At 70.0% G+C, this 24659-nt stretch carries 25 protein-coding genes and 1 riboswitch; of the genes, 8 read left to right on the top strand and 17 right to left on the bottom strand.

From position 1 onward, the window contains the following. Positions 1–76 precede the first annotated feature (76 nt). The 7 genes from ACGFY9_RS30625 (at position 77) to ACGFY9_RS30595 (ending at position 6698) form a co-directional block, all read left to right on the top strand. Positions 77–595 carry an Lrp/AsnC family transcriptional regulator gene (locus ACGFY9_RS30625; RefSeq protein ID WP_393759475.1) on the top strand — a complete coding sequence of 173 codons (519 nt, stop codon included), beginning with the start codon at positions 77–79 and terminating at the stop codon, positions 593–595. Further along, positions 580–1959, top strand: a complete 1380-nt coding sequence (locus ACGFY9_RS30620) for an aspartate aminotransferase family protein (protein ID WP_393759474.1) — start codon at positions 580–582, stop codon at positions 1957–1959. Before ACGFY9_RS30625 ends, ACGFY9_RS30620 begins: the two co-directional genes overlap by 16 nt. Before the next feature lie 192 nt (positions 1960–2151). Continuing rightward, a complete protein-coding gene (locus ACGFY9_RS30615; RefSeq protein WP_393759472.1) occupies positions 2152–2892 on the top strand; it encodes an ABC transporter ATP-binding protein in 741 nt (246 codons plus the stop codon). Next, positions 2874–4238, top strand: a complete 1365-nt coding sequence (locus ACGFY9_RS30610; protein ID WP_393759470.1) for a hypothetical protein — start codon at positions 2874–2876, stop codon at positions 4236–4238. The genes ACGFY9_RS30615 and ACGFY9_RS30610 overlap by 19 nt, the downstream gene beginning before the upstream one ends. Before the next feature lie 64 nt (positions 4239–4302). Further along, positions 4303–4710 (top strand): VOC family protein, encoded by a 408-nt coding sequence (locus tag ACGFY9_RS30605; RefSeq protein ID WP_393759468.1) that lies wholly within the window; start codon positions 4303–4305, stop codon positions 4708–4710. A gap of 25 nt (positions 4711–4735) precedes the next feature. Further along, a complete protein-coding gene (locus tag ACGFY9_RS30600) occupies positions 4736–5857 on the top strand; it encodes an LOG family protein (protein ID WP_393759466.1) in 1122 nt (373 codons plus the stop codon). Positions 5858–6017: 160 nt separating this feature from the next. After that, a complete protein-coding gene (locus ACGFY9_RS30595) occupies positions 6018–6698 on the top strand; it encodes an LAETG motif-containing sortase-dependent surface protein (RefSeq protein ID WP_393759464.1) in 681 nt (226 codons plus the stop codon). Positions 6699–6765: 67 nt separating this feature from the next. On the opposite strand, the gene ACGFY9_RS30590 is transcribed toward ACGFY9_RS30595, so the two are convergent. The 9 genes from ACGFY9_RS30590 to rpsB all read right to left on the bottom strand — a co-directional run bounded on the left by ACGFY9_RS30590 (position 6766) and on the right by rpsB (position 16820). Then, positions 6766–7830, bottom strand: coding sequence for an ABC transporter ATP-binding protein (locus ACGFY9_RS30590; protein WP_393759463.1), 1065 nt, complete (start codon positions 7828–7830; stop codon positions 6766–6768). Next, a complete protein-coding gene (locus ACGFY9_RS30585) occupies positions 7831–9432 on the bottom strand; it encodes an ABC transporter permease (protein ID WP_393759461.1) in 1602 nt (533 codons plus the stop codon). It abuts the gene before it with no gap. 44 nt (positions 9433–9476) lie between these two features. After that, positions 9477–10589 (bottom strand): thiamine ABC transporter substrate binding subunit, encoded by a 1113-nt coding sequence (locus ACGFY9_RS30580; protein ID WP_393759459.1) that lies wholly within the window; start codon positions 10587–10589, stop codon positions 9477–9479. A 71-nt stretch (positions 10590–10660) separates the two neighbouring features. Next, positions 10661–10766, bottom strand: a riboswitch (TPP riboswitch). Positions 10767–10807: 41 nt separating this feature from the next. After that, positions 10808–11914, bottom strand: a complete 1107-nt coding sequence (gene rlmN, locus ACGFY9_RS30575) for a 23S rRNA (adenine(2503)-C(2))-methyltransferase RlmN (RefSeq protein ID WP_393759457.1) — start codon at positions 11912–11914, stop codon at positions 10808–10810. Positions 11915–12006: 92 nt separating this feature from the next. Next, entirely contained in the window at positions 12007–13197 is a 1191-nt protein-coding gene (locus ACGFY9_RS30570; RefSeq protein WP_393759456.1) for a phosphatidate cytidylyltransferase, read from the bottom strand. Next, on the bottom strand, positions 13197–13754 hold the full coding sequence (frr, locus tag ACGFY9_RS30565; RefSeq protein WP_327401013.1) for a ribosome recycling factor: 558 nt from the start codon (positions 13752–13754) through the stop codon (positions 13197–13199). The genes ACGFY9_RS30570 and frr overlap by 1 nt, the downstream gene beginning before the upstream one ends. A gap of 130 nt (positions 13755–13884) precedes the next feature. Next, positions 13885–14643, bottom strand: coding sequence for a UMP kinase (pyrH, locus tag ACGFY9_RS30560; RefSeq protein ID WP_033282640.1), 759 nt, complete (start codon positions 14641–14643; stop codon positions 13885–13887). Positions 14644–14856: 213 nt separating this feature from the next. Further along, positions 14857–15693, bottom strand: a complete 837-nt coding sequence (gene tsf / locus ACGFY9_RS30555; RefSeq protein WP_393759453.1) for a translation elongation factor Ts — start codon at positions 15691–15693, stop codon at positions 14857–14859. A gap of 173 nt (positions 15694–15866) precedes the next feature. Next, positions 15867–16820: a 30S ribosomal protein S2 gene (gene rpsB / locus ACGFY9_RS30550; protein ID WP_393759451.1), complete on the bottom strand. Its 954-nt coding sequence runs from the start codon at positions 16818–16820 to the stop codon at positions 15867–15869. A gap of 279 nt (positions 16821–17099) precedes the next feature. Between rpsB and ACGFY9_RS30545 the strand changes: the two genes are divergently transcribed. Continuing rightward, on the top strand, positions 17100–17681 hold the full coding sequence (locus ACGFY9_RS30545) for a murein hydrolase activator EnvC family protein (protein ID WP_393759449.1): 582 nt from the start codon (positions 17100–17102) through the stop codon (positions 17679–17681). A 49-nt stretch (positions 17682–17730) separates the two neighbouring features. Here the strand turns inward: ACGFY9_RS30545 and ACGFY9_RS30540 are convergent, their stop codons facing one another. The 8 genes from ACGFY9_RS30540 to lepB all read right to left on the bottom strand — a co-directional run bounded on the left by ACGFY9_RS30540 (position 17731) and on the right by lepB (position 24649). After that, complete coding sequence (locus ACGFY9_RS30540) at positions 17731–18288, bottom strand: TetR/AcrR family transcriptional regulator (RefSeq protein ID WP_393759447.1); 558 nt, start codon at positions 18286–18288, stop codon at positions 17731–17733. A 118-nt stretch (positions 18289–18406) separates the two neighbouring features. Then, positions 18407–19249, bottom strand: coding sequence for an RNA polymerase sigma factor WhiG (whiG, locus tag ACGFY9_RS30535; RefSeq protein ID WP_019058710.1), 843 nt, complete (start codon positions 19247–19249; stop codon positions 18407–18409). Positions 19250–19520: 271 nt separating this feature from the next. Beyond that, complete coding sequence (gene dprA, locus ACGFY9_RS30530; RefSeq protein WP_393759445.1) at positions 19521–20861, bottom strand: DNA-processing protein DprA; 1341 nt, start codon at positions 20859–20861, stop codon at positions 19521–19523. Beyond that, positions 20858–22483 (bottom strand): YifB family Mg chelatase-like AAA ATPase, encoded by a 1626-nt coding sequence (locus tag ACGFY9_RS30525; protein WP_393759443.1) that lies wholly within the window; start codon positions 22481–22483, stop codon positions 20858–20860. Before ACGFY9_RS30525 ends, dprA begins: the two co-directional genes overlap by 4 nt. A gap of 1 nt (position 22484) precedes the next feature. Beyond that, positions 22485–22847, bottom strand: a complete 363-nt coding sequence (locus ACGFY9_RS30520; RefSeq protein ID WP_393759441.1) for a YraN family protein — start codon at positions 22845–22847, stop codon at positions 22485–22487. Positions 22848–22975: 128 nt separating this feature from the next. Further along, positions 22976–23284: a DUF2469 domain-containing protein gene (locus ACGFY9_RS30515; protein ID WP_003965949.1), complete on the bottom strand. Its 309-nt coding sequence runs from the start codon at positions 23282–23284 to the stop codon at positions 22976–22978. A 56-nt stretch (positions 23285–23340) separates the two neighbouring features. Beyond that, positions 23341–23880 (bottom strand): NUDIX hydrolase, encoded by a 540-nt coding sequence (locus tag ACGFY9_RS30510; protein ID WP_393759440.1) that lies wholly within the window; start codon positions 23878–23880, stop codon positions 23341–23343. Then, positions 23870–24649, bottom strand: a complete 780-nt coding sequence (lepB, locus tag ACGFY9_RS30505; protein ID WP_393759438.1) for a signal peptidase I — start codon at positions 24647–24649, stop codon at positions 23870–23872. The genes ACGFY9_RS30510 and lepB overlap by 11 nt, the downstream gene beginning before the upstream one ends. Positions 24650–24659 lie beyond the last annotated feature (10 nt).

The raw sequence follows: 24659 nt of genomic DNA, 5'->3' as shown, positions 1-24659 counted from the left end.
GCTACGAAATCCGCAAGTCTCGACCACGTAAACAACGAATTTCATCGAAGCGGCCTTGCGGAACGGTCGAGACGTCGTGCACAGTGAAGCCGTGGCCAGTCGCAGCGCAGAACAGAGGGACCCCCGCGAGTCCAGGAACGGCAGTACTCCTCACCTGGACGCCGTCTCCCTCGCCATCATCGAGCAACTCCAGGAGGACGGCCGCCGGCCGTACGCCGCGATCGGCAAGGCCGTCGGCCTGTCCGAGGCGGCCGTGCGCCAGCGCGTCCAGAAGCTGCTCGACCAGGGCGTCATGCAGATCGTCGCCGTCACGGACCCGCTCACCGTGGGCTTCCGCAGACAGGCGATGGTCGGTGTGAACGTCGAAGGTGATGTCGAGAACGTCGCCGACGCGCTGACGGCCATGCCGGAAGTGGAGTACGTGGTGATGACCGCGGGCTCGTACGACCTCCTCGCCGAGATCGTCTGCGAGGACGACGACCACCTGCTGGACGTCATCAACAAACGCATCCGGGCCCTCCCCGGCGTGCGCTCCACCGAGAGCTTCGTCTATCTGAAGCTCAAGAAGCAGACCTACATGTGGGGAACCCGATAACCGTGAGCAAGGACCTCAGCCGCACCGCGTACGACCACCTGTGGATGCACTTCACCCGCATGTCCTCGTACGAGAACGCGCCCGTTCCCACGATCGTCCGTGGCGAGGGCACCTACATCTACGACGACAAGGGCAAGCGCTACCTCGACGGTCTCGCGGGTCTGTTCGTGGTCCAGGCCGGCCACGGCCGCGCCGAGCTGGCCGAGACCGCCGCCAAGCAGGCGCAGGAGCTGGCGTTCTTCCCCATCTGGTCGTACGCCCACCCGAAGGCCGTGGAGCTGGCGGAGCGTCTCGCCCACCACGCGCCCGGCGACCTGAACAAGGTCTTCTTCACCACCGGCGGCGGCGAGGCCGTCGAGACCGCCTGGAAGCTCGCCAAGCAGTACTTCAAGCTGCAGGGCAAGCCGACCAAGTACAAGGTCATCTCCCGCGCGGTCGCGTACCACGGCACCCCGCAGGGTGCCCTGTCCATCACCGGACTCCCGGCCCTGAAGGCCCCGTTCGAGCCGCTCGTCCCGGGCGCGCACAAGGTGCCGAACACCAACATCTACCGCGCCCCGCTCTTCGGCGACGACCCGGAGGCCTTCGGCCGCTGGGCCGCCGACCAGATCGAGCAGCAGATCCTGTTCGAGGGCCCGGAGACGGTCGCCGCGGTCTTCCTGGAGCCGGTGCAGAACGCCGGCGGCTGCTTCCCGCCCCCGCCCGGCTACTTCCAGCGGGTCCGCGAGATCTGCGACCAGTACGACGTACTCCTGGTCTCCGACGAGGTCATCTGCGCCTTCGGCCGCCTCGGCACGATGTTCGCCTGCGACAAGTTCGACTACGTGCCGGACATGATCACCTGCGCCAAGGGCATGACCTCGGGCTACTCCCCGATCGGCGCCTGCATCATCTCCGACCGCCTGGCCGAGCCGTTCTACAAGGGCGACAACACCTTCCTGCACGGCTACACCTTCGGCGGCCACCCGGTCTCCGCGGCGGTCGGCCTCGCCAACCTCGACATCTTCGAGCGCGAGGGCCTCAACCAGCACGTCCTCGACAACGAGGCCAACTTCCTCAACACCCTGCAGAAGCTGCACGACCTCCCGATCGTCGGCGACGTCCGCGGCAACGGCTTCTTCTACGGCATCGAGCTCGTCAAGGACAAGGCCACCAAGGAGACCTTCACGGACGAGGAGTCGGAGCGCGTGCTCTACGGCTTCGTCTCCAAGAAGCTCTTCGAGTACGGCCTCTACTGCCGCGCCGACGACCGCGGTGACCCGGTCATCCAGCTGTCGCCGCCGCTGATCTCCGACCAGTCGACCTTCGACGAGATCGAGGGCATCGTCCGCCAGGTCCTGACGGAGGCCTGGACGAAGCTCTAGCCTTCGGCGATTCAGCGGTTTATACGGCCCGGGGTGCGCCCGTCCGAGTGAGAAGGACGCACCCCGGGCCGTGTGCTGTCCGGGGTCACACCCCCATCCTCCTTAGCGTGCCTGGTAACCGATCGGCCCCGTCCTCGTTCCCCCGCAAGGGGGACGTGGTACGGAAAACGGATCAGAACGAGGTGTACGCGCATGGTGGCCCCGCCGGACAACGACGTGCTCTGGGCACGTGCCCTGCACTTCCAGCACAACGACGGCACGCCCGCGCTCAGCGGCGTCTCGCTCGGTGTCCGGGAGAGCGAGATCCTCGCCGTCATGGGCCCACGCGGCAGCGGCAAGACGACCCTGCTGCGCTGCCTCTCCGGCCTGGAGCGCCCGAGCCGAGGCGAGGTCTGGTTCAACAGCGTGCCCGTGCACACCATGGGCCCGCTCACCCGGGAACGGCTGCGCCGCGACCGCTTCGGCTGGATCGACCCGGCCCCCGTGCTCGTCCCGGAGCTGAACGTGTGGGAGAACGCGGCCCTCCCCCTGATGCTGCGCGGCACCAGCCGCCGCCGTGCCAAGACCGCCGCCCTGGAGTGGCTGGACCGCCTCGACATCGGCGACCACGCCCGCAAGCGCCCGCACGAACTGCGTCAGGCGGAGCGTCAGCGCGTCTCGATCGCCCGCGCGCTGGCCCCGGCGCCCACGGTCCTGTTCGCCGACGAGCCGACCGCCCCGCTGTACCGCGCGGACCGCGCCCAGGTCCTGCGCACGCTCACGACGGCCGCCCGCTCGCACGGCATCACGGTCGTCCTCGCGACCCACGAGGCGGAGACGGCGGCCCTCGCGGACCGCACGGTGTCGCTCCTGGACGGACGCCGTGTGAACACGGTTCACCTCCCCCCGGTCGCCGAGTCGGAAGGCCGGGCCGCGTGCTCGCTCTCCGTCTGACCCGCGGCTCGCACCCCGCCGTCCAACTGCGCCGCCTGCTGGTCGCGGTGGCCTCGGCGGGCACGGGCTTCCTCCTCCTCTGCACCCTCGGCTACGCGATGGGCCACCCCGACTCCCCCGCAGCCGCGGCCCTCCGCCTCGCCTGGTGCGCGACCCCGCTGGCCGCCACCGTGTACTTCGCGATCGCGGTCGCACGCACCGACCCGGCGACGAAACCCCGCCCCGGCCTCTCCGCGATCGGCCTCGGCCCGGGCCGCCTGATGGCGATCTCGGCGACCACGACCGCCCTCGCCTGCACCCTCGGCTCCATGCTGGCCCTGCTCTTCTTCCTCCACCTCCGCGGCGACCTCACCGGAATGCCCTTCGACGGAGCGGCGGCGGAGTTCCTGGCCTCGGACACCCCCCTCCCCCTCCCCGCCGCACTCACCCTGCTCGCCCTCGTCCCCGTGACCGCCTCCGTCTCGGTGGCCCTCACCCTCCGCCCGAAGGACACCAAGCACCCGTCCTCGACGAAGGGCGCCCCGAGGTCCTGCGGCCGTTTCGGCGCCTACGGCAGGTCGAGCACCCGCGAGACCTTCGGGGCGTACGGCAGGTTCGGCGCCCACCTGCGAACGGGCGGCCGTACGGCGGCAGTTGAGGAGACGCCCTCCCCGGCGCCCGAGCCCGCAGCCGACGCCGAGCCGTCCGCCGGCGTCACGGACCCCGTCGACCTGGACCCCACCCGCCCCCCGGCCCCCCGCGAGGTCCCCAAGGGCCTCCCCTGGGGCGTGGCCGTCCTCGCCGCCGGTCTCGCCGTCGAGGCGTACGCGAACCGGACGGCGGACACCGACGGGCTGTCGATGCCCGGCGGTCACGTGGGCGGCCCCGCGGGTGTGCTGGCCGGCTGGGTGCTGACCGCGCTCGGTCTCGCCCTGGCGGGCCCCGGCCTCACCCACCTGTGCGGACGGCTTCTCCAGGCCGTGCGTCCGGGCGCCCTCCGGCTCCTCGCGGGCCGGGTCCTCATGGAGGAGGCGACCCGCATCGGCCGCCCGCTGGGCGTGGTCTGCGCGGTGGCGTCGGGCGCGTACGCGATGACGGCGCTGTACGACACGGACGCGTCCGTCGGCCCGCTGACCACCCTCGGCACGCTCCTGGTGGCCGGCTGCACGGTGGCGACCCTGCTCACCGCCGCCGTCGAGGCCCGGCAGGCCCGCGCCGACACCACGGCCGCGCTGGTACGGCTCGGCGCCCCGGCCACCGTGCTGCGCAGCGCGGCCGCTCTGCGCGCGGGCGCGCTGCTCGCCCTGTTCGTGCCGCTGACCGTCGTGATCGCGGAACTCGCGGCACTTCCGCTCGCCCACCGATGAGTTTCGCGCGGGGCGCCGGTCTACCCACCGATCAGCACGCACGCCCGATGGGAGAGGCCCCGACATGTACCAGCAGATGATCTTCGTGAACCTCGCCGTGAACGACGCCGCCGCGTCGAAGAAGTTCTTCACCGAGCTCGGTTTCTCGACCAACCCGCAGTTCAGCACCGACGACACCACCTGTGTCGTGATCAGCGAGACGATCATCGCGATGCTCCTGGAGAAGAAGCGCTACAGCGACTTCACGAAGAAGGAGATCGCCGACGCGGCCAAGACCAGCGAGGTGCTGCTGTGTCTGAGCGCCGAGAGCCGGGAGAAGGTCGACGAGCTGGTGAACAAGGCGGTCGCGGCGGGCGGCACCGCCAACGACGACATCAACGACCAGGGTTTCATGTACGGCCGCTCCTTCGAGGACCTGGACAGCCACTCCTGGGAGATCGTCTGGATGGACCCGGCGGCCGTCCAGGGCTGAGCAGTCGGGTGCCTAGCATGGGCGCGTGCAGACGAGCCCGGCCCATGCGGCCCACCACGACGAACGCGAGATCGAGACGGTCGAGGACTTCGACGCGACCGTCTCGTCCCGCGGCACCCTCGCCGGACACCGCGTCCAGGGCGTCGATCTGACGGACCGTACGCGGGAGTTGCTCACCACGGACACCTCGGGCGCCGTCTTCCTCGGCTGCCCGATGCGCGACGAGGCGGCCGCGAAGGTCCGGGCCGACGGCGCGCTGGTCTTCCCGCCCGTCCCGCACCTCCCGTTCGACCCCTACCGCGGCCATCTCTACACGCCGACCGAGCTGTTCGACTCGCTCGACAAGGGGTACGAGCAGACACCGGACGCGCTCGCGTACGCCTGGTTCCAGCGGACCAAGGCCGACGGCGACATATACGCGTCGATGCTGCGCGCCGTCCACGACGACTCCATCTCCGACGCCCTCGACGAACTCCTGCGCGGCGCACGGGTGGTGGGCGTGATGGGCGGCCACGCGATGGCACGCGGCACGGAGGCCTACGGCGGTGCCGCGCGCCTGGGCCGTGAGCTGAGCCGCGCCGGGTTCACGGTGGCGACCGGCGGCGGGCCCGGTGCCATGGAGGCGGCGAACCTGGGCGCGTACGCGGCGCCGTACGAGGACGCCATGCTGGAGGAGGCGTGCGAACTCCTCGCCGGATCACCGTCGTTCAGCCCCTCGATCACCGACTGGGCCCAGGGCGCCTTCGAGGTCCGCACCCGCTGGCCCAAGGGCAACCACTCGATCGGCATCCCGACGTGGTTCTACGGCCACGAGCCGCCGAACGCCTTCGCCTCGCACATCGCCAAGTACTTCGCCAACGCCACCCGCGAGGACGGCCTGTTGGCCCGCTCGAACGCGGGTGTGGTGTTTCTGCCGGGCGCGGCCGGGACCGTACAGGAGATCTTCGACAACGCGACGCCGAACTACTACGAGTCGCGCGGCGAGCCCACGCCGATGGTGCTCGTGGACCGGGAGCACTGGACGGAGCGGCTGCCGACCTGGCCGCTGCTGCGTGCACTTGCCCGGGAACGGCCAATGGAGGCCCGTATCGCCCTCGTTGACCGGATCGAGGAGGCTCCGGAGGCACTGAAACGTCTCGCTGATTAAAGTGCAGGTAAAGGCAACTGCTGTACACCGCATATGCATTGACACTGCTTACGCAGCACTTATAGACCAGTGAGACTCCTGGGGGCAGTGGTGCCTCACCTCATTGCCGCTCCATCTCCCCCTAAACCCCCCGCAGTTGCACATCCCGTGAAGGGCAAACGTGTCCATATCTCGACGTTCCGTACGCATCCTCGGTGTCGCGTCCGCCTCGGCCGCACTCGCACTCGGATTCGCGGGCAACGCGCTCGCCTGCAACATCAGCGAGTTCTCCGCCGAAGCCACGTGTGACGGCGCCAACGGTGTCATCACCGTCACCGACAAGGACGCCTCGGCCACCGAGGCGACCATCACGGTGTTCCTGGAGAGCAACGGTGCCGACGTGCAGAAGGTCGGCGAGCAGACGGTCAAGGGCTCGCGCGAAGGAGTCACCGCCTCCTTCCCCGAGGCCTGGAAGCCGAACGCCTCGTACCGCGTCCACGTCAAGGCCGGAAACCAGGTCGACGAGGACCTCAAGGAACTCCTGACCACCCCGTCCAAGGCCTGCGAGACGGAGTCGCCCAGCCCGACCCCGACGGAGGCTTCCCCGACGCCGTCGGAGACCGCCTCGACCCCGGCCGAGTCCGACACCCCGACCCCGTCGGCCTCGGAGAGCAGCAGCACCGCTCCCGCCACGACGACGGACAACGCGCCGTCCCCGGCGGCCGGTTCCTCGAACCTCGCCGAGACCGGTGCCAACTCCAACACCGGCATGATCGCCGGTATCGCGGGCGCCCTCGTCGTCGTGGGCGGCGGAGCCGTCTACTTCGGCATGCGCCGTCGCGGTGCGAGCAACGGCAGCTGATCCAACGGCCGCTGAACAACCCGCTGTTGTGGCCCGTCCGGTTCGTGGGGACGGGCCACACACATGTCTACCGGCCGCCGAGCACGACGATCTCGGCCGCGTCGAACTCCACCCCGACCGCGCCCCCGACCTCCGGCGCCTCCCGCAACGCGCAGGCCGCCTCCAGGCGTGGCGCGTCCTCCGGCTGGAGCTGTACGGCGACATGCGTGCCCTTGAAGGTGCGGGCGGCGACCGTGCAGCGCAGGCCCTCGTCGGCGGACAACAGGCGTACGCCCGCGGGGCGTACGAGGAGGGTGCGGGTGCCCTGGGGGGCGTCCTCGGGGACCGGGACCTTGCCCCAGGGGGTGTCGGCGGCTTCCCCCACGACCGTGGCCTCGACCACGTTGTCGAAGCCCAGGAAGCGGGCCACGAACTCGTCGGCGGGGTGCTGCCAGACCTCAAGTGGCGTACCGGACTGGGCGATCCGCCCGTCCCGCATCACCACGACCCGGTCGGCCAGCGCGAACGCCTCACCCTGGTCGTGCGTGACCGCGAGCACGGTCGTCCCCAACGTGCCGAACAGTTCCCGGAGTTCGACGACCAGCCGCTCCCGCAGTGACCGGTCGAGCTGACCGAGCGGTTCGTCGAGCATGAGGAGACGGGGTTGGGGCGCCAACGCCCGGGCGAGCGCCACCCGTTGCTGCTCTCCGCCGGACAGCCCTGCCACGGCACGACGGGCGGCACCCGGCAGTCCGACGAGGTCGAGCAACTCGCCCACCCGGTCGTCCTGTTGCCTCTTCGACGCCCCGTGCATACGCAGCCCGAAGGCGACGTTGCCGGCCACGTCCCGCTGCGGGAACAGCTGGTGGTCCTGGAACATCAGACCCACCCCGCGCTTGTGCGCGGGCACGCCCGACTGGTCCCGGTCGTCCAGCAACACCCGCCCGGAGTCCAGGGGTTGGAGCCCGGCGACCGCCCGCAACAGCGTCGACTTGCCGCTGCCGCTGGGCCCGAGCACACACACGATCTCGTGCTCGACGACCCCGAGATCGACGGCGTCCAGCACCGGGCGCCCGCCGAACCGTACGGTCGCGCCCTCAAGGCTCAGCAGCAGCCTGTTCCGCGGCACGCTCGGCGGCATGTTCGGCGGCATCTAGAACTCCCCCGTCCGGTCGGTGCGCAGCCGCTCAAGGACCAGCAGGGCCACCGCGCACACCACCATCAGAATCGTCGAAAGGGCCATCGCCTGGCCGTAGTTGAGATCACCGGGCCGGGACAGCAGCCGGGCCACCGCGACCGGCAGCGTCGGGTTGTCGGGCCGCGCGATGAACACGGTCGCCCCGAACTCGCCCAGCGACACCGCGAACGCGAACCCGGCGGCGATCAGCAACGCCCGCCGCACCAGCGGCAGATCGACCTCCCGCCACACCCGCCACGGCGACGCCCCGAGCACGGCCGCCGCCTCCCGCAGCCGCCCGTCCACCGCCCGCAGCACAGGCAGCATCGTCCGTACGACGAAGGGAACGCCCACCAGCGCCTGCGCGAGCGGCACCAGGATCCACGAACTCCGCAGATCCACCGGGGGTTTGTCGAGCGAGATCAGGAACCCGAAGCCGACCGTCACCGCGGACACCCCGAGCGGCAGCATCAGCAGCGCGTCGAAGCCCCGCACCAGCCGCCCGGCGTCGCGCCGGGTGAGGGCAGCGGCGGCGAGACCACCGATCACCACGGCGATGGCGGTGGCGGCGACGGCGTACTCCAGCGAGTTGCCGATCGCGGCGATCGGCGGGACGAGGAAGGTGCCGCCGTCGTCGTGGGTCAGCGCCCGGTAGTAGCCGAAGTCCGGTGTGTCGAGCGACCGTTGGACCAGCACGGCGAGCGGCAGCAGAAGCAGCACCGCGATGGACGCGACGACTCCGGCCAGCAGGGTCCACTGGCCGGCCCCGCGCGGGCGCCGAGCGGTCACCGACGGGTCCACGAGCCGTAGGGCACTCTCCCGTCGTCGTACCGTCCAGGAGTGGACGGCGAGGATCGCGCCGACCGCGACGAACTGGACGATAGTCAGTACAGCCGCCGTGGACAGGTCGAAGACCTCCGAAGTCTGACGGTAGATCTCCACTTCGAGGGTCGAGAAGGTCGGGCCGCCGAGGATCTGGACCACGCCGAAGGAGGTGAAGGTGAAGAGGAAGACCATGAGCGCGGCGGCGGCCACGGCGGGCCCGAGCGCGGGCAGCGTCACCGTCCGCCAGGCCCGGAGCCGGGACGCGCCGAGCATCCGCGCGGCCTCCTCCTGACGCGGGTCGAGCTGGGCCCACAGGCCGCCCACCGTCCGTACGACGACCGCGTAGTTGAAGAAGACGTGCGCGAGCAGGATCGCCCACACGGTGGTGTCCAGCCGTACGCCCCACAGCTCGTCGAGGAGTCCACCCCGGCCGACGAGCGCGAGGAACGCCGTACCGACGACGACCGTCGGCAGCACGAACGGGACCGTCACGACGGCCCGCAGGACGTGCCGGCCCGGGAAGTCGAAGCGCGCGAAGACATACGCGCCGGGGAGTGCGATCAGCAGCGTGAGCGCGGTGGACGCGAGCGCCTGCCAGGTGGTGAACCACAGGACGTGCCGGATGTCGGACTGCGCGAGCACGTCCCAGATACGGCCCAACTGCCAGGCGCCGTCCACCTTGAGGCCGCGCGCGACGATCGCGGCGACCGGGTAGGCGAAGAACACCGCGAAGAACGCGACGGGCAGGGCCATGAGACCGAGCCGCGTCACGTTCCCCGTACGGGTCCGCCCCGGGGCTACTTCAGTACGAGCGAGGTCCACGACTTGACCCACTGGTCCCGGTCGGCGGCGATCTTCGCGGGCGCCATGGTCTCGGGGTCCGGGGCCTGGCGGCCGTACTTCACGAACTCCTGCGGCACCTGGGCGCCTTGGATCACCGGGTAGACGAACATGTTGAGCGGCATGTCCTGCTGGAACTCCTTGGTGAGCAGGAAGTCGAGGAACGCCTTGCCGCCCTTGGTGTTCTTGGCGTTGCTGAGCAGCCCCGCGTACTCGGTCTGCCGGAAGCAGGTGCCGTACGACACCCCGGTGGGCGCGGTGGTCGGCTTCGGGTCGGCGTAGATGACCTCGGCGGGCGGCGAGGAGGCGTACGAGACGACGAGGGGCCGGTCGCCGCCCGCCTTCTTGCCGCCGGCGGAACCGGAGAACTCCTGGTCGTAGGCCTGCTCCCAGCCGTCGACGACCTTGACGCCGTTGGCCTTGAGCTTCTTCCAGTACGCCTGCCAGCCTCCCCCACTCTCGGCTTCGCTCGAGCGGGAGGTGCCCCCATCGCCGTACTGCGCGGCGCTGCCGAGCAGGAAGCCGAGGCCGGGCGAGGAGGTGGCCGCGTTCTCGGTGACGAGGAGGTTCTTGTACGCGGGCTTGACCAGATCCGCGAAGGAGGTCGGCGGGGTCAGCTTGTGCTCGCTGAAGTACGCCTTGTCGTAGTTGACGCAGATGTCGCCGGTGTCGATGGGCGTGACCCGGTGCTTGGCCTCGTCGACGCGGTACGCGGGCTTGACGGTGGCGGAGCCCTTCGCGTCGTAGGACTGGAAGAGGCCGTTGTCGAGCGCGCGGGAGAGCAGGGTGTTGTCGACGCCGAAGAAGACGTCGCCCTGGGGGTTGTCCTTGGTCAGGATCGCCTTGTTGACGGCCTGGCCGGCGTCGCCGTCCTTGAGGACCTTGACGGTGTAGCCGGACTGCTTCTCGAAGTCCTTGAGGACGCTCTTCGAGACGGCCCACGAGTCGTGGCTGACGAGGGTGACGGTCTTGGAGTCGCCTCCGCTGCCGCTGTCGGACGAGCCGCACGCGGAGAGCGTGACGAGGCCGAGCCCGACGGCCGCGGCCACGAAGGTCCTGGTGTGGTGCATGGGTGTTTTCCTCCTGGGGTGTCCAGGAAGAGACGCGGCCCCGCCCACAGGACGTGGGCAGGGCGCAACAGCAAGAGTGGTGACCGAACTTCCTACCCAGAATGACCTGGGCGAGGTTCAGAGGGTCTGCGGACAATCCCGCACTCTCAGCGCTGTGGCGCTCCCCTGTCGGAATATGAAGATGTACCTGCGTGTACTACGCGGAACAGGTTACCGGGTTACCGCTCGGTGGCGGCGAGCTGGCCGCACGCTCCGTCGATCTCCTGGCCCCGGGTGTCCCGGACGGTGACCGGCACCCCGTGGGCCGCGATGGCCTCGACGAACGCCTTCTCGTCCTCGGGACGGGAGGCGGTCCACTTCGAGCCGGGCGTCGGGTTCAGCGGGATCAGGTTGACGTGCACGGGCTTGCCCTTGAGGAGGCGGCCGAGCCGGTCGCCGCGCCACGCCTGGTCGTTGATGTCACGGATCAGCGCGTACTCGATGGACAGCCGGCGCCCCGACTTCGCCGCGTACTCCCAGCCCGCGTCGAGAACCTCGCGCACCTTCCACCGCGTGTTCACGGGGACCAGGGTGTCGCGCAGGTCGTCGTCGGGCGCGTGCAGCGAGATCGCGAGCCGGCACTTGAAGCCCTCGTCCGCGAAGCGGTGGATCGCCGGGACCAGTCCGACCGTCGAGACGGTGATCCCGCGCTGCGAGAGGCCGAGGCCGTCCGGCTCGGGGTCGGTGAGGGCGCGGATCGACTGCACGACCCGCTTGTAGTTGGCGAGGGGCTCGCCCATGCCCATGAAGACGATGTTGGAGAGCCGCGCGGGCCCGCCGGGAATCTCGCCGTCCCTCAACGCCCGCATGCCGTCGACGATCTGGTGCACGATCTCACCGGTCGACAGATTGCGGTCGAGGCCGGCCTGTCCGGTCGCGCAGAACGGGCAGTTCATGCCACACCCGGCCTGCGAGCTGATGCACATGGTGACCCGGTCCGGGTACCGCATCAGCACCGACTCGACGAGCGTCCCGTCGAACAGCCGCCACAGCGTCTTGCGGGTGGTGTCCTGGTCGGTCGACAGATGCCGCACGACGGTCATCAGCTCAGGAAGCAGCGCCTCCTGCAGCTTGGCGCGCGAACCGGCGGGGATGTCGGTCCACTCCGCCGGATCGTGCGCGAACCGCGCGAAGTAGTGCTGCGAGAGCTGCTTGGCGCGAAACGGCTTCTCCCCGATCGCGGCGACGACTTCCTTGCGCTCGGCGGGCGTGAGATCGGCAAGGTGCCGCGGCGGCTTCTGGGCTCCGCGGGGGGCGACGAATGTGAGTTCTCCGGGCTTAGGCATGGCCCTACCAGTGTCGCAGACATACGAAGAGGGACTCGCCGCCCTGTGGACAACGAGCCCCTCACGTACAGAACAGCAGGTCAGACCATGTTTCAGCCGGAGCCCACGAACAACACCAACAGCAGCCACACCACTGGAGCGGTCGGCAGCAGGGAGTCGAGCCGGTCCATGATGCCGCCATGGCCCGGCAGCAGGGTGCCCATGTCCTTGATGCCCAGGTCGCGCTTGATCATGGACTCGCCGAGGTCGCCCAGCGTGGCGCTGGCCGCGACCGCGAGGCCCAGGATCAGGCCCTGCCACCAGCTGCCGTCGTCGATCAGGAACTGCATGCACAGCGCGCCCGCCACCATCGCGAAGGACACCGCCCCGAACAGGCCCTCGCGGGTCTTCCCGGGGCTGATGCGCGGAGCGAGCTTGTGCGTGCCGAAGCGCCAGCCGATGGCGTACGCCCCGGTGTCGCTGACCACGGTCAGCAGCAGGAACGTCAGGACCCGCCAGGCGCCGTCGTGCGCGGTGAGCATCATGGCGACGAACGTGGCCAGGAACGGCACGTAGAACGCCGCGAAGACGCCCGCCGTGACGTCCCTGAGGTAGCCCTCCGGCGGCTCCGTCATCCGCCAGACGAGGACGGCGAGCGCCGTGAGCGCCATGGCGACCCAGGCGCCCTCTGCGCCCCGGACGTAACCGGCGACGACCATCGCCGCACCGCCGACCGCGAGGGGCACGAGGGGCGCCTTGATGCCCTTGCGCTCCTGCAGCCGCGAGGTGAGCTCCCACAGGCCGACCACGACGGCGACCGCTATCACTCCGACGAACGCGGCCTTCACCACGAAGAGGGACGCGACGATCACCACGGCGAGCCCGACGCCGACCCCTATGGCCGCACCCAGGTCCCGGCCCGCGCTCTTCTTCTGCGGGGCGGGTGCCGGTGGCGGGACGTCGGGCATGGGCTCCGGATTCTGCGGCACCGCCCCGTAGGGCTGCGCCGACGGCATGTCGGTCGGCTGCGTCCGCGGGTCGTACGGCTGCGGCTGCCGTACGTCGTACGGCGGTTGCTGCGTCTCGTCGCGGAACAAGGGACCGCTCAGCCGAGCGGCCCCCCGGTCGTCATCCTGGTGTCCGCCGTATGCGGGCTCGTCGGGCACGATGGGCATGGGGCGAGTCTGCTGCGCCTCAGGCGCATCGTACGTGGGACCCGCCGGGGCAGCCCCCTGGACAGGCCCCTGGTCGGACGGCCCCCAGTACCCGGCTTGTGGCGGCGCCCCCCAGGAAGAGTCGTTCATCAGACCTCTAGCAGCTCCGCTTCCTTGTGCTTGAGGAGTTCGTCCACCTGGGCGACGTACTTCGCCGTGGTGTCGTCGAGCTCCTTCTCCGCACGACGGACCTCGTCCTCGCCGGACTCCTTGTCCTTGACGAGCTTGTCCAGGGCGTCCTTCGCCTTGCGGCGGACGGCGCGGATGGACACCTTCGAGTCCTCGGCCTTGGCCCGGGCGACCTTGATGTAGTCCTTGCGGCGCTCCTCGGTCAGCTCGGGGAACGTCACCCGGATGATGTTTCCGTCGTTGCTGGGATTGACGCCCAGGTCCGAGTCGCGGATCGCCTGCTCGATGTTCCGCATCGCGGTCTTGTCGAACGGGGTCACCACGGCCATCCGCGGCTCCGGTACGGAGAACGAGGCCAGCTGGTTGATCGGCGTCAACGCACCGTAGTAGTCGGCCACGATCTTGTTGAACATCGCCGGGTGCGCACGGCCGGTGCGGATCGCGGCGAAGTCCTCCTTGGCGACCACGACGGCCTTCTCCATCTTCTCCTCGGCTTCAAGGAGGGTCTCTTCGATCACCACTTGCTCCTGCGTGTCTTGAGTAGGCCCGGCTGCTGTGCTGTGTCGGCGTCGGCGGCCGGCTGCGTCGCGTCTTCTTCCTGCACGGTTCCCGACCGGCAGGACATTGTCCATCCCCCGGTCAGGGTCATCAGCCCTGGCTGCCTTGGTCACCCACAAGCGTGCCGATCTTCTCACCCTTGACGGCGCGGGCGATATTGCCCTCCGCCAGCAGCTCGAAGACCAGGATCGGAAGCTTGTTGTCGCGGCACAGCGTGATGGCGGTCATGTCCGCGACCTTGAGGTCCTGGGTGATGACCTCGCCGTAGCTGAGCGAGTCGAACTTGACGGCTTCGGAGTTCGTCTTCGGGTCGGAGTCGTAGACCCCGTCCACACCGTTCTTGCCCATCAGCAGCGCCTCGGCGTTGATCTCCAGGGCGCGCTGGGCGGCGGTGGTGTCGGTGGAGAAGTAGGGCATGCCCATACCGGCGCCGAAGATGACCACGCGGCCCTTCTCCAGGTGGCGCACGGCGCGCAGCGGGATGTACGGCTCGGCGACCTGGCCCATGGTGATGGCGGTCTGGACGCGGCTGTCGATGCCTTCCTTCTCCAGGAAGTCCTGGAGCGCGAGGCAGTTCATCACCGTGCCGAGCATGCCCATGTAGTCGGAGCGGGCCCGGTCCATGCCGCGCTGCTGGAGTTCGGCGCCGCGGAAGAAGTTGCCGCCGCCGATGACGACGGCGACCTCCGCGCCGTCCCGCACGACGGCCGCGATCTCACGGGCGATCTTGTGCACCACGTCGGGATCCACGCCCAGGCCGCCGCCTCCGGAGAAGGCCTCTCCGGACAGCTTCAGCATGAACCGGCCGCGTACCTTGCCGTCGTCGCTCTTCTGGGGCTTGGTGGTCATGGAGTTCTCGCCTCTTCAACGTGGTCGCACATACGAAGAAGGCCACTGCCGGTGGGGTGTCTGTCGCATCCCATGCTCGGCAATGGCCTCCTCGTCAGATCTGCTGTCGTCCGCCACGCGCGTGTGTGCGGCGGGATACGCCAGCAATACAGCCGACTGCTGACGACCCTAGCGGGATTCCGCCGGGCGCCGCGCGTCGATCGCGGTACGGACTCAGATGCCGACCTTGATGCGCGTGAAGCGCTTCAGGGTGACACCCGCCTCGTCCAGAACCTTCTGGACGGACTTCTTGGGGTCGAGCGCGTACGGCTGACCGAGCAGCGTCGCGTCCTTGAAGAAGCCGCCCACGCGACCCTCGACGATCTTGGCGATCGCGGCCTCGGGCTTGCCCTCGGCGCGGGTGGTCTCCTCGGCGATACGGCGCTCGGACTCGACGACCTCGGCCGGCACGTCGTCCTTGGCCAGGTACTTCGGCGCGAAGGCGGCGATGTGCTGGGCGACACCGCGGGCGACCTCGGCGTTCGGCTTGTCCAGCTCGACGAGGACACCGATCTGCGGGGGCAGGTCCGGCATCGTGCGGTGCATGTACGCGGAGACGTAGCCGTCGGCGTACTGGGCGAAGCGGTCCAGGACGATCTTCTCGCCCAGGTTCGCGTTGGCCTCGTCCACGAACGCCTGAACCGTCTTGCCGGGCTCGATCTCGGAGGCGAGGAGCGCCTCGATGTCGGCCGGGGCACTCGCGGCGACGTGCTGGGCGATCTGGTTGGCGACGGCCTGGAACTTCTCGCCCTTGGCGACGAAGTCCGTCTCGCACTTCAGCTCGACCAGGACACCGGAGGTGTTGTCGTCGGCGATGACGGAGACCACGGCGCCGTTCTCGGCGGAGCGGCCCTCGCGCTTGGCGACGCCCTTCTGGCCCTTGATACGGAGCGCCTCGACGGCCTTCTCGACGTTGCCGTCGGCCTCGTCCAGCGCCTTCTTGCAGTCCATCATGCCGGCGCCGGTGAGCTCGCGGAGCTTCTTGACGTCGGCGGCGGTGTAGTTCGCCATGATCTGTGAATCTCTTCTCGGAGTTCGAAGTCTCGAAGTCGGCGGCGGCCGCGGGTAGCGCGGGCTTCCGCCAAGGATCTACGGGCTACGAAGATCTAGGGGCTGTGGATGAACGGCGGGTGGCGCGGTCCGCACCACCCGCCGTCTTCCTGTCAGCCCTTTGGCCCGGAAGGTCAGGCCTGCTCGGCCTCGGCGGCCGGAGCGGCCTCGACCCCGGCGGCGGGGGCCTCGACGACCTCGGCAGCGGCCTCGGCGGCAACCGGGGCCTCGTCGGCCTGCTCGGCGTCGGCGACCTTCTCCGTCTCGGCGGAGGTCTGCACCTCGGCCTCGGCGGCGGGGGCCTCGTCGGCCTTCTTCTCACCTTCGAGCAGGTCGCGCTCCCACGCGGCGAGCGGCTCTCCGGCGGCCTTGTCACCCTTGGCCTCGGCGGCGACACCGGAGCGGCTGATGAGGCCCTCGGCGACGGCGTCGGCGATCACGCGGGTGAGCAGGGTGACGGAGCGGATCGCGTCGTCGTTGCCCGGGATCTTGTAGTCGACCTCGTCGGGGTCGCAGTTCGTGTCGAGGATGGCGACGACCGGGATGTTGAGCTTCCGGGCCTCACCGACCGCGATGTGCTCCTTCTTGGTGTCCACGATCCAGACGGCGCTGGGAACCTTGGACATCTCGCGGATACCACCGAGGGTCTTCTCCAGCTTGGCCTTCTCGCGCGAGAGCACGAGAAGCTCCTTCTTGGTGAGACCGGACGCGGCGACGTCCTCGAAGTCGATCTGCTCAAGCTCCTTGAGGCGCTGCAGACGCTTGTAGACGGTGGAGAAGTTGGTGAGCATGCCGCCCAGCCAGCGCTGGTTGACGTAGGGCATGCCGACGCGGGTGGCCTGCTCGGCGATGGCCTCCTGCGCCTGCTTCTTCGTACCGACGAACATGACCGTGCCGCCGTGGGCGACGGTCTCCTTGACGAACTCGTAGGCGCGGTCGATGTACGACAGCGACTGGAGCAGGTCGATGATGTAGATGCCGTTGCGCTCCGTGAAGATGAAGCGCTTCATCTTCGGGTTCCAACGACGGGTCTGGTGACCGAAGTGGACGCCGCTTTCCAGCAGCTCCCGCATCGTGACGACGGCCATGGCCGTTCTCCTTGATTTACTCGGTTGTGCCGCGAGCACCGGACGGCACTCGCGCCTGACGCCCACGTGCGCGAGCCCAGAGGACCGAGGAGCGCTGACACCGGTTTCGTCGTGCGACGGAGGACCAGATGCCGGGGCGTGCGAAGTCGACCCGGTGACCCGGATCGCCAAAGGAAGTGTACGGGACCCGCGAGGCACCGGGTGACGCCGTTGTCCACAACCCCACACTGGTCCACAGGTCCCGGCCATGATCGGCACGGGTACGGCACGGTCTGTGCCATGCGGATGCGACGAGATGACCGACCTGTGCGTATGGGCCTCGCCTTACTACTGGCCCTCCTCCTGACCCTGCTGACCTGCACGGCCCGGGCGAACGACAGCCCACCACCCGTACCCGGAGTCCCGGGCCCCTCGGTACCGGCCATCGCCCGCGCCTGGCCCGTCGGTTCCCACCCCTTGGTCCTACGGGGCTGGGAGCCCCCGGCGACGGTCTACGGCCGGGGCCACCGAGGCGTGGACCTGGCCACCCCGGCGGGCGCTCAGGTACGAGCGGTGGCACCGGGCCGGGTGTCCTTCGCGGGCCGGGTGGCGGGGAGGGGCGTGGTGTCGGTGGAACTGACAGGGACGGATCTCCGCACGACGTACGAGCCGGTGAGCGCGACCGTGAAGAAGGGCGACGAGGTAACGGCGGGCGAGGTGGTGGGAACGGTGGAGATCACCGACTCCCACTGCACGACAACGTGCGTGCACTGGGGCTTGCTGAGAGGAGAGACGTACTTGGACCCGCTGGCGTTGCTGCCCCCATGGCTACTGAATCGGGGCCCGTCACGCTTGTTGCCAGTGCTAGGAGCGCCCCTTTAGGGGCGCGGGGAACTGCGCGACCAGCCCCCACCGGCCGGGCAGCCGAAACTCAACCCAGAACCCCCCGCAAAGCCATACTCACCGCGGCCTCAGTAATCACCGAAGGATCCTCAGCCGCCCCCAACTCAATGCGCCGCACAGCCGCATCGACAACCCCCTGAACCAACATCGCCGCCAGCCGAGGCTCCCCATGCCCCATATCCCCGAGCGCCGAGACGATCATCGCCACCAACCCCCCGTGCGCGGCACGGATCTTCTCCCGAGCCCCCGCATCGAGTTCGCTCGCGGAGATGGCCACCACAGCCCGATGCCGCCGATCCCCGACCAGGGCAAGCTGCTGCCGTACGTACGCCTCAACCTTGCCCTCGGCGGAGCCGGCCCCCTCCATCGCCGCCGACACATCCGCCGCCCACACGGGAAAGTCGACCTCGCACAGCTCCTCGACGACAGCGGCCCTAGAACGGAAGTACTCGTACACGGACGACCGCGCGAGCCCCGTCCGCTCGGCCAGGGCCGGGAACGTCAGCGCCTCCGTCCCGCCCTCGGACAGCAGGGAACGAGCCGCGTCCAGCAGGGCGGCTCGCTGCATCGACCGGTGCTCGGCCACGGAGGCCGCTCGAATCCTAGGCACGTCAACCACTCTACGGACGGCGCACCCCCGGCGGGAGTGACCCAGGCCATGCAGGCACGATTCTGCGAGGTCACGAACGCTGTACGGCTTTCACTCAACGGCCGAAACTCGCCAGCTTGGCGCGCAGCTGCAGCACGGACTTGGTGTGGATCTGGCTGACCCTGCTCTCGGTCACCCCGAGCACGTTGCCGATCTCGGCCAGGGTGAGGCCCTCGTAGTAGTACAGCGTGACGACGGTCTTCTCGCGCTCGGGCAGCGTGTTGATCGCCCGCGCCAGGAACCGCCGCAGCTCCCGCCCCTCGGCCACCTCCACCGGATTGTCGGCGGCGGTGTCCTCCAGGGTGTCCATCAGGCTGAGCCGGTCGCCACCCTCGCCGCCGGCGTGCAGCAGCTCCTCCAGGGCGACCACGTTCGCCAGAGACAACTGGCTGAAGACGGCGTGGAGTTCCTCCACCGCGATGCCCATCTCGGCGGCCACCTCGCCCTCGCTGGGCGTGCGCCTCAGCCGCGCCTCCAGCGTGGCGTACGCCCGTTCCACGTTCCGCGCCTTCTGCCGTACCGAGCGCGGGATCCAGTCCAGCGCGCGCAGTTCGTCGATCATCGCGCCCCGGATGCGGGTGATCGCGTACGTCTCGAACTTGATCTCCCGCTCGATGTCGAACTTCTCGATCGCGTCGATCAGTCCGAACACCCCCGACGACACGAAGTCCGCCTGCTCCACATTGGGCGGCAGCCCGACGCTCACCCGTCCCGCGACGTACTTCACGAGCGGCGAGTAGTGCAGGATCAGCTGCTCACGCAGCCGCTCGTCGCCCGTCGTCTTGTACGACCGCCACAGCTCGTCGAGCGTCGAGGGAGCGGGCGGCCGGACGCTGCCACCGTCGCGGGCGGCTGGGGGGATCGCCGCCCGGTCGGACCCGGAGGTGTGCTGGGGCATTCGTCGCCTTGTGCCGTTCTGCCGTGAAGTGGGGGTGCCTGGGTGAGCTGTCGGAGTGATGGGGAGATGCCGGTCTGCGCCGGAATCCCCGTGAGCGTAGCGTGACTGGAGTGTCGCGGTGTGCGAAGGGCACAGCTCGGGCCGGGCGCGGACGCGCTCGACGGGGTGCCGGAACGGGTCGCTCCGATTGCTCTGCGTGATCATCGGAATCCGCCAACTGCGGGAATTCCCAAGGGTGTCGGGGTTCCCCCGGACGGCCGAACACGCTCGGTCAGCGGCGCCCCCGATCAGGCCGGACCGAGATCACCGCCTGGCGTGTCAACTTCCAGCCGTCGCCGTGTCGTTCGACGTAACCAAGTGCTCGGAGTTCGTACAGTCTCGCGACCGCGTCGTCCTCCGTGGTCTGCGCACCGCGCGCGATCTCCCGCGGCGGCGCGACCCTGTTGCCGGGCAGTGCGGCGAGGATGCGCCGGGCGGCCGGCTCCAACAGGTCGCGAGGGAGCACCGGTCCACGTCGGTCCGGGGCCAGTTCGCCCATGCCGCCGACCAGTTCGACGATCTCCGCCGCGTCGGTGACCAGCACCGCGTCCCCGCGCAGGAGTTCGTGCACACCGGAGGACAGCGCGCTCGTGGCCGGGCCGGGCACCCCTATCGTGTGGCGCCCCAACCGCTGCGCGGCCCGCGCCGTGACGAGCGACCCGCTCCGGTATGCGGCCTCGACCACCACGGTGCCCCGTGTGAGCGCGGCGATCACCCGGTTCCGGAGGATGAACCTGCTCGGCGTCGGATGCTCGCCGGGCGGCAACTCGCCCACCACGAGCCCCTGTTCGGCGATCCTGCGGATCAACTCGGTGTGCCCGCGCGGATAGGGCTGGTCGACGCCGCACGCGAGGACGGCGACGGTGACGCCGGTCGCGCCGAGGGCGCCGCGATGAGCGGCACCGTCGACTCCGTAGGCACCGCCGGACACGACCACCCAGCCGCGTTCGGCCAGTCCGGCGGCGAGGGTGGCCGCCATGTGCGCGCCGTACTGGGTGCAGGCGCGGGCGCCGACGACAGCAACCGACTTGAGTGCCCACATCCGCAGGTTGGAATGCCCGCGCACCCACAGTCCGATCGGCCGCGCGTCCCCGAGATCGTCGAGCTGGGCGGGCCACTCGACGTCTCCGGGACACACGAACCGGACGCCTGCATCCTGCGCGACGGCCAAGTCCCGGTCGGGCTCGACCAGTCCGGCCCGTGCGCACAGCCCGGCCCACCGCTTGTCGGTCACCCCGGTGAGCTGTGGCCCTCCGTTCCGCAGCCGCCGGGCCACTTCCACGGCCCCCAGCTCCCGGATCCACCGGCCGGCGACTTCGTCACCGGGTTCGACGACCCGGGCGAGGAAGACGCGGGCGAGCAGGTCGTCGCCCGCGTCATGGGTCCCGGTCGCGTCATGAGTCCCGGTCGAGTCTTGGGCACCGGTCGGGTCATGAGCCCTCGTCGGGTCATCGGTCCGGGTCCGGTCATCGGCCCCGCCCGTGTCATCAGTCCCGGCCCGATCATGACTCCCGGCCCAGCCATCGCCCCCCGTCCGGCCATTGGCCCCGTCCTTGTCATCGGCCCGGGTCATGTCATCGCCCCGATGGCCATCGGCACGCCTCGCGGTACGCCCGTGCGCAGTTGGAGGGCGAGGGCGACATCGGTCGCCCCGGGTCGGTCGTGGCCGACCAGATCCGCGACCGTCCAGGCGACGCGCAGCACCCGGTCGAGACCGCGCGCGGTGAGCGCACCGCGCTCCAGACTGCGCTCGGCCTCGTCCATCGCCCCGCGCTCGGCGTGCCAGCGGCTGCGCAGTTCGCGGCCGGGCACCTCACTGTTGGTCCGCCAGGGGGTGTCCGCGAGCCGCGCCGCCGCCCGCTCCCTGGCCGCCCGCACCCGGTCCGCGACCGTCGCCGTGGACTCGCCCCGCGAGCCGCGCCCGGTGAGCTGGTCACGCGTGACCCGGTCCACCTCCACCCGCAGGTCCACCCGGTCGAGCAGCGGCCCGGAGAGCCTGGCCTGGTACCTCCGGATCGACATCGGCGCGCACTCGCACAGGTCGTCGGTCTGCGAGAAACGCCCGCACGGACAGGGGTTGGCCGCGAGCACCATCAGAAACCTCGCCGGGAACCGGACGACGCCCGCACTGCGCGCGATCACCACATACCCGGCCTCCAGCGGCTGCCGTAGCGCGTCGAGGGCCTGACCGCTGAATTCGGGGGTTTCATCCAGAAAGAGAACACCTCGATGGGACAGCGACACCGCCCCGGGCCGTGCGATCCCCTGCCCGCCCCCGACGAGGGCCTGCATCGTCGCCGAGTGGTGCGGGGCGCAGTACGGAGCGACGTCGATCAGGGGTTTGCCCGGGGGCAGCAGGCCCGCCACCGAGTGGACCGCCGTGACCTCCAGCGACTCCTGCCGGTCGAGCCGGGGCAGGACGGCGGGCAGCCGCTCCGCGAGCATCGTCTTCCCGGCCCCCGGTGGGCCTTCGAGGAACAGGTGATGGCCGCCGGCCGCCGAGACCTCCACCGCCGTCCGCGCCGAGAACTGGCCGACGACATCGGCGAGATCGTGCCCCGGGTCGTGCTGGGACGCGCCCACGCTGTGCATCCCGGTGGCAGCGCCCGTGCCGGGCATGCGCAGTCCGGCGAGCAGCGGGTCCGGGCGTCCCAGCTCGTCCGGATCCTCATTGGGTACGGGTTCGTCGGCGAGTACGGCGATCAGCTGCCGCAGGGTGCGGACGCCCAGCACGGACACCCCGGGCACGAGGGACGCCTCGGCGGCGGCGCACTCCGGGACGACGACCTGCTCGTATCCGGAGTCCGCTGCGGCGAGTACGGCGGGCAGGATGCCGCGGACCGGCCGGACCCGTCCGTCCAGGCCGAGTTCGCCGATCATCACGATGTCGGCGAGCACGCGCGGATCGATCCGCTCGGCCGCGCCGAGGACGGCCGCCGCCACGGCGAGGTCGAACCCGCTGCCGCTCTTCGGCACCGACGCCGGACTGAGCCCGACGGTCAGCTTCTTCTGCGGCCAGGGAGCGCCCGAGTTGACGACCGCGGCCCGCACCCGGTCCTTGCTCTCCGTCAGGCTCTTGTCGGGCAGCCCCACCAGCGTGAACGCGGCGACGCCGGGTTCGAGATCCGCCTGGACCTCGACCACAACACCTTCGACGCCCACCAGCGCCACCGAACACGTTCGAGCGAACCCCATCTCAGGCCACCCCCCGAGCGTGCTCGACCACGGCCGCGCCGCGCGGGGGCACGACGACGCCCACCAGGTCGATGCGGACCCCTCCCGGCGGGGCTCCGCCGTGCGCGTGGATCCACCGGGCGGCGAGGCCTCGTAGGCGCTCCGCCTTCTCGGGTGTGACGGCGGCCATCGGGTGCTGGAAGGCACCGGCCCGCCGGGTCTTGACCTCGCAGACGACGAGGGTGTCCCCGTCCCGCGCCACGATGTCGATCTCGCCGGTCCTGCCACAGCGCCAGTTGCGCTCAAGGACCGTCATGCCGGCCTCGGCCAGCCGTCGTGCGGCCACCGTCTCGCCGTACTTGCCGAGTGCACTCCGTGCGTTCATGTCGGCACCACCTCCGGCACCAACCGTCACGCGGAACGGTCCACCAAGTGGATCTTGGTGGACCGTTCAGTGATTGTGGAGAACTCCGTCACCCACACGGGTGAAACCCACCCCGCGGGTATCCGCCGTCACCCGCCCGGCAGCTCCAGATCGCTCTTGTTCAGCTCCTCGATGTTCACGTCCTTGAACGTGAGCACGCGGACCTGTTTGACGAAGCGAGCCGGTCGGTACATGTCCCACACCCAGGCATCCGCCATGGACACCTCGAAGAACACCTCGCCCTGGACCGAGTGCACCTGCATCTCGTAGTCGTTGGTGAGGTAGAAGCGCCGTTCGGTCTCGATCACATATTTGAACAGACCGACGACATCTCGGTACTCCCGGTAGAGCTTCAGCTCCATCTCGGTCTCGTACTTTTCGAGGTCCTCGGCGCTCATGGCATGTTCCCCTTCACCCGTGCGATCCCACCATTGTGCGCCAGTCCCGTAAGCCCCTAGACGATTTCGGTGTCAAGGGTCACGGGCCCGGCCGGGGGACCTTCGTCGAGCAGCCTGCGGAGCAGCTCGGCGAGTCTGGTCGGATACACCGTCTCATGCGCCCGGTCCAGTTCCCGGTACGTCCACCAACGTGCTCCGGAGACGCTGCGTCGCTCCAGCTCGGTGAGGGCCGTGGCGCCGGGCACGCCCTCGGCCGTGGCGGACGTCCTGGCCAGGTAGTACCACTCGTCCTGGTCCCAGCGGCGGCCCGCGAACGGGAAGGAACACGTCCGCGTCCACAGCACCGGGCCGAGTTCGACCTGGGTGATGCCGGTCTCCTCCGCGAGTTCCCGTAGGGCGGCCTCCTCGTGGGTCTCGTCGCCCTCCAGGCCGCCGCCCGGTGTGAACCACCAGTCGTCGGCCGGATCGTCCGGCTCATGGCCGTGGAGCAGCAGGATGCGGTCCTGCGGGTCGAGCAGGACGACCCGGGCGACCTTGCGCAGGCCGCCCTCGTACGAGTCGCCGTACGCGCCCTCCTCGGTGGCCTCAGCGGGCACCGGCGGGCTCCGTCCGGGCGCGGGCGCGGCGGCCGGCCGCCAGCTTGGCGATCGGGCCGTAGGCGCCGCCGCCGAGGACGAGCACGGCGCCCGCGACGATGACGGCGAGGATCGTGCCCAGCGGGCCGGGGTGGGAGAGGCTGCCGAGCGGCTCGAAGCCGGTGGGCCGCTCCAGCGTGCCCTTCATGGGCCAGACGACGGCGTCCACGCGGGCGCTCACGGCGCTGCTCGCGACGGTGCCGCCGGCGACGTCCGTGAGGTGCGCGCTGGAGTCCAGGGAGCCCTGGCGTTCGTCACCGAGGAGGAAGAGGCGGCCCTTGGGAACCTTCACCGTGGGGATCGTCTTGTCCTCGGCCGCGCCGCCCTTGAGGTAGTCCTCGGCGATCTGCTTGCCGTTGACGACCAGCTTGCCGTTCGTGCAGCAGGAGACGGTGTCCCCGCCGACGGCGACCACCCGCTTGACCACGGGCGCGTTCGTCACCCAGGTCTTGTCCGTGAAGACCACGACGTCGCCGCGGCGCACCTCGTCGCCGTCGACCCGCTGGGCCAGCACCCGGTCGCCCGCGTCGATCGTCGGCGTCATCGAACTGGTCGGCACCGTGTACGGCCGGTAGACCACCGCTCCCCAGCCGAATCCTCCGAGGAACAGCACAAGGCCCAGCGCGACGGCCAGTCCGGACAACCGCTGTCCGGTCCGGCTGCCCACCGGGCCCTTGCCTGTGCCACCGCCGGTACGCGGGGCCGTACGTGTTGCGCTCTCGCCACCCATGGGTCCGCAC

The organism is Streptomyces sp. NPDC048504 (assembly GCF_043200035.1).
Classification (GTDB): Bacteria; Actinomycetota; Actinomycetes; order Streptomycetales; family Streptomycetaceae; genus Streptomyces.
The sequence above is the reverse complement of the archived record's forward strand: the minus strand, read 5'-3'. Positions and strand labels throughout refer to the sequence as shown.

Excerpts from the sequence above, each read along its gene's own strand:
- ACGFY9_RS30615 (WP_393759472.1), top strand. The coding sequence starts at position 2,152 with ATGGTGGCCCCGCCGGACAACGACGTGCTCTGGGCACGTGCCCTGCAC.
- ACGFY9_RS30605 (WP_393759468.1), top strand. The coding sequence starts at position 4,303 with ATGTACCAGCAGATGATCTTCGTGAACCTCGCCGTGAACGACGCCGCC.
- ACGFY9_RS30590 (WP_393759463.1), bottom strand. The coding sequence starts at position 7,830 with ATGCCGCCGAACATGCCGCCGAGCGTGCCGCGGAACAGGCTGCTGCTG.
- ACGFY9_RS30585 (WP_393759461.1), bottom strand. The coding sequence starts at position 9,432 with ATGGCCCTGCCCGTCGCGTTCTTCGCGGTGTTCTTCGCCTACCCGGTC.
- ACGFY9_RS30580 (WP_393759459.1), bottom strand. The coding sequence starts at position 10,589 with ATGCACCACACCAGGACCTTCGTGGCCGCGGCCGTCGGGCTCGGCCTC.
- rlmN (WP_393759457.1), bottom strand. The coding sequence starts at position 11,914 with ATGCCTAAGCCCGGAGAACTCACATTCGTCGCCCCCCGCGGAGCCCAG.
- ACGFY9_RS30570 (WP_393759456.1), bottom strand. The coding sequence starts at position 13,197 with ATGAACGACTCTTCCTGGGGGGCGCCGCCACAAGCCGGGTACTGGGGG.
- pyrH (WP_033282640.1), bottom strand. The coding sequence starts at position 14,643 with ATGACCACCAAGCCCCAGAAGAGCGACGACGGCAAGGTACGCGGCCGG.
- tsf (WP_393759453.1), bottom strand. The coding sequence starts at position 15,693 with ATGGCGAACTACACCGCCGCCGACGTCAAGAAGCTCCGCGAGCTCACC.
- rpsB (WP_393759451.1), bottom strand. The coding sequence starts at position 16,820 with ATGGCCGTCGTCACGATGCGGGAGCTGCTGGAAAGCGGCGTCCACTTC.
- ACGFY9_RS30545 (WP_393759449.1), top strand. The coding sequence starts at position 17,100 with ATGCGGATGCGACGAGATGACCGACCTGTGCGTATGGGCCTCGCCTTA.
- whiG (WP_019058710.1), bottom strand. The coding sequence starts at position 19,249 with ATGCCCCAGCACACCTCCGGGTCCGACCGGGCGGCGATCCCCCCAGCC.
- dprA (WP_393759445.1), bottom strand. The coding sequence starts at position 20,861 with ATGACCCGGGCCGATGACAAGGACGGGGCCAATGGCCGGACGGGGGGC.
- ACGFY9_RS30525 (WP_393759443.1), bottom strand. The coding sequence starts at position 22,483 with ATGGGGTTCGCTCGAACGTGTTCGGTGGCGCTGGTGGGCGTCGAAGGT.
- ACGFY9_RS30520 (WP_393759441.1), bottom strand. The coding sequence starts at position 22,847 with ATGAACGCACGGAGTGCACTCGGCAAGTACGGCGAGACGGTGGCCGCA.
- ACGFY9_RS30515 (WP_003965949.1), bottom strand. The coding sequence starts at position 23,284 with ATGAGCGCCGAGGACCTCGAAAAGTACGAGACCGAGATGGAGCTGAAG.
- lepB (WP_393759438.1), bottom strand. The coding sequence starts at position 24,649 with ATGGGTGGCGAGAGCGCAACACGTACGGCCCCGCGTACCGGCGGTGGC.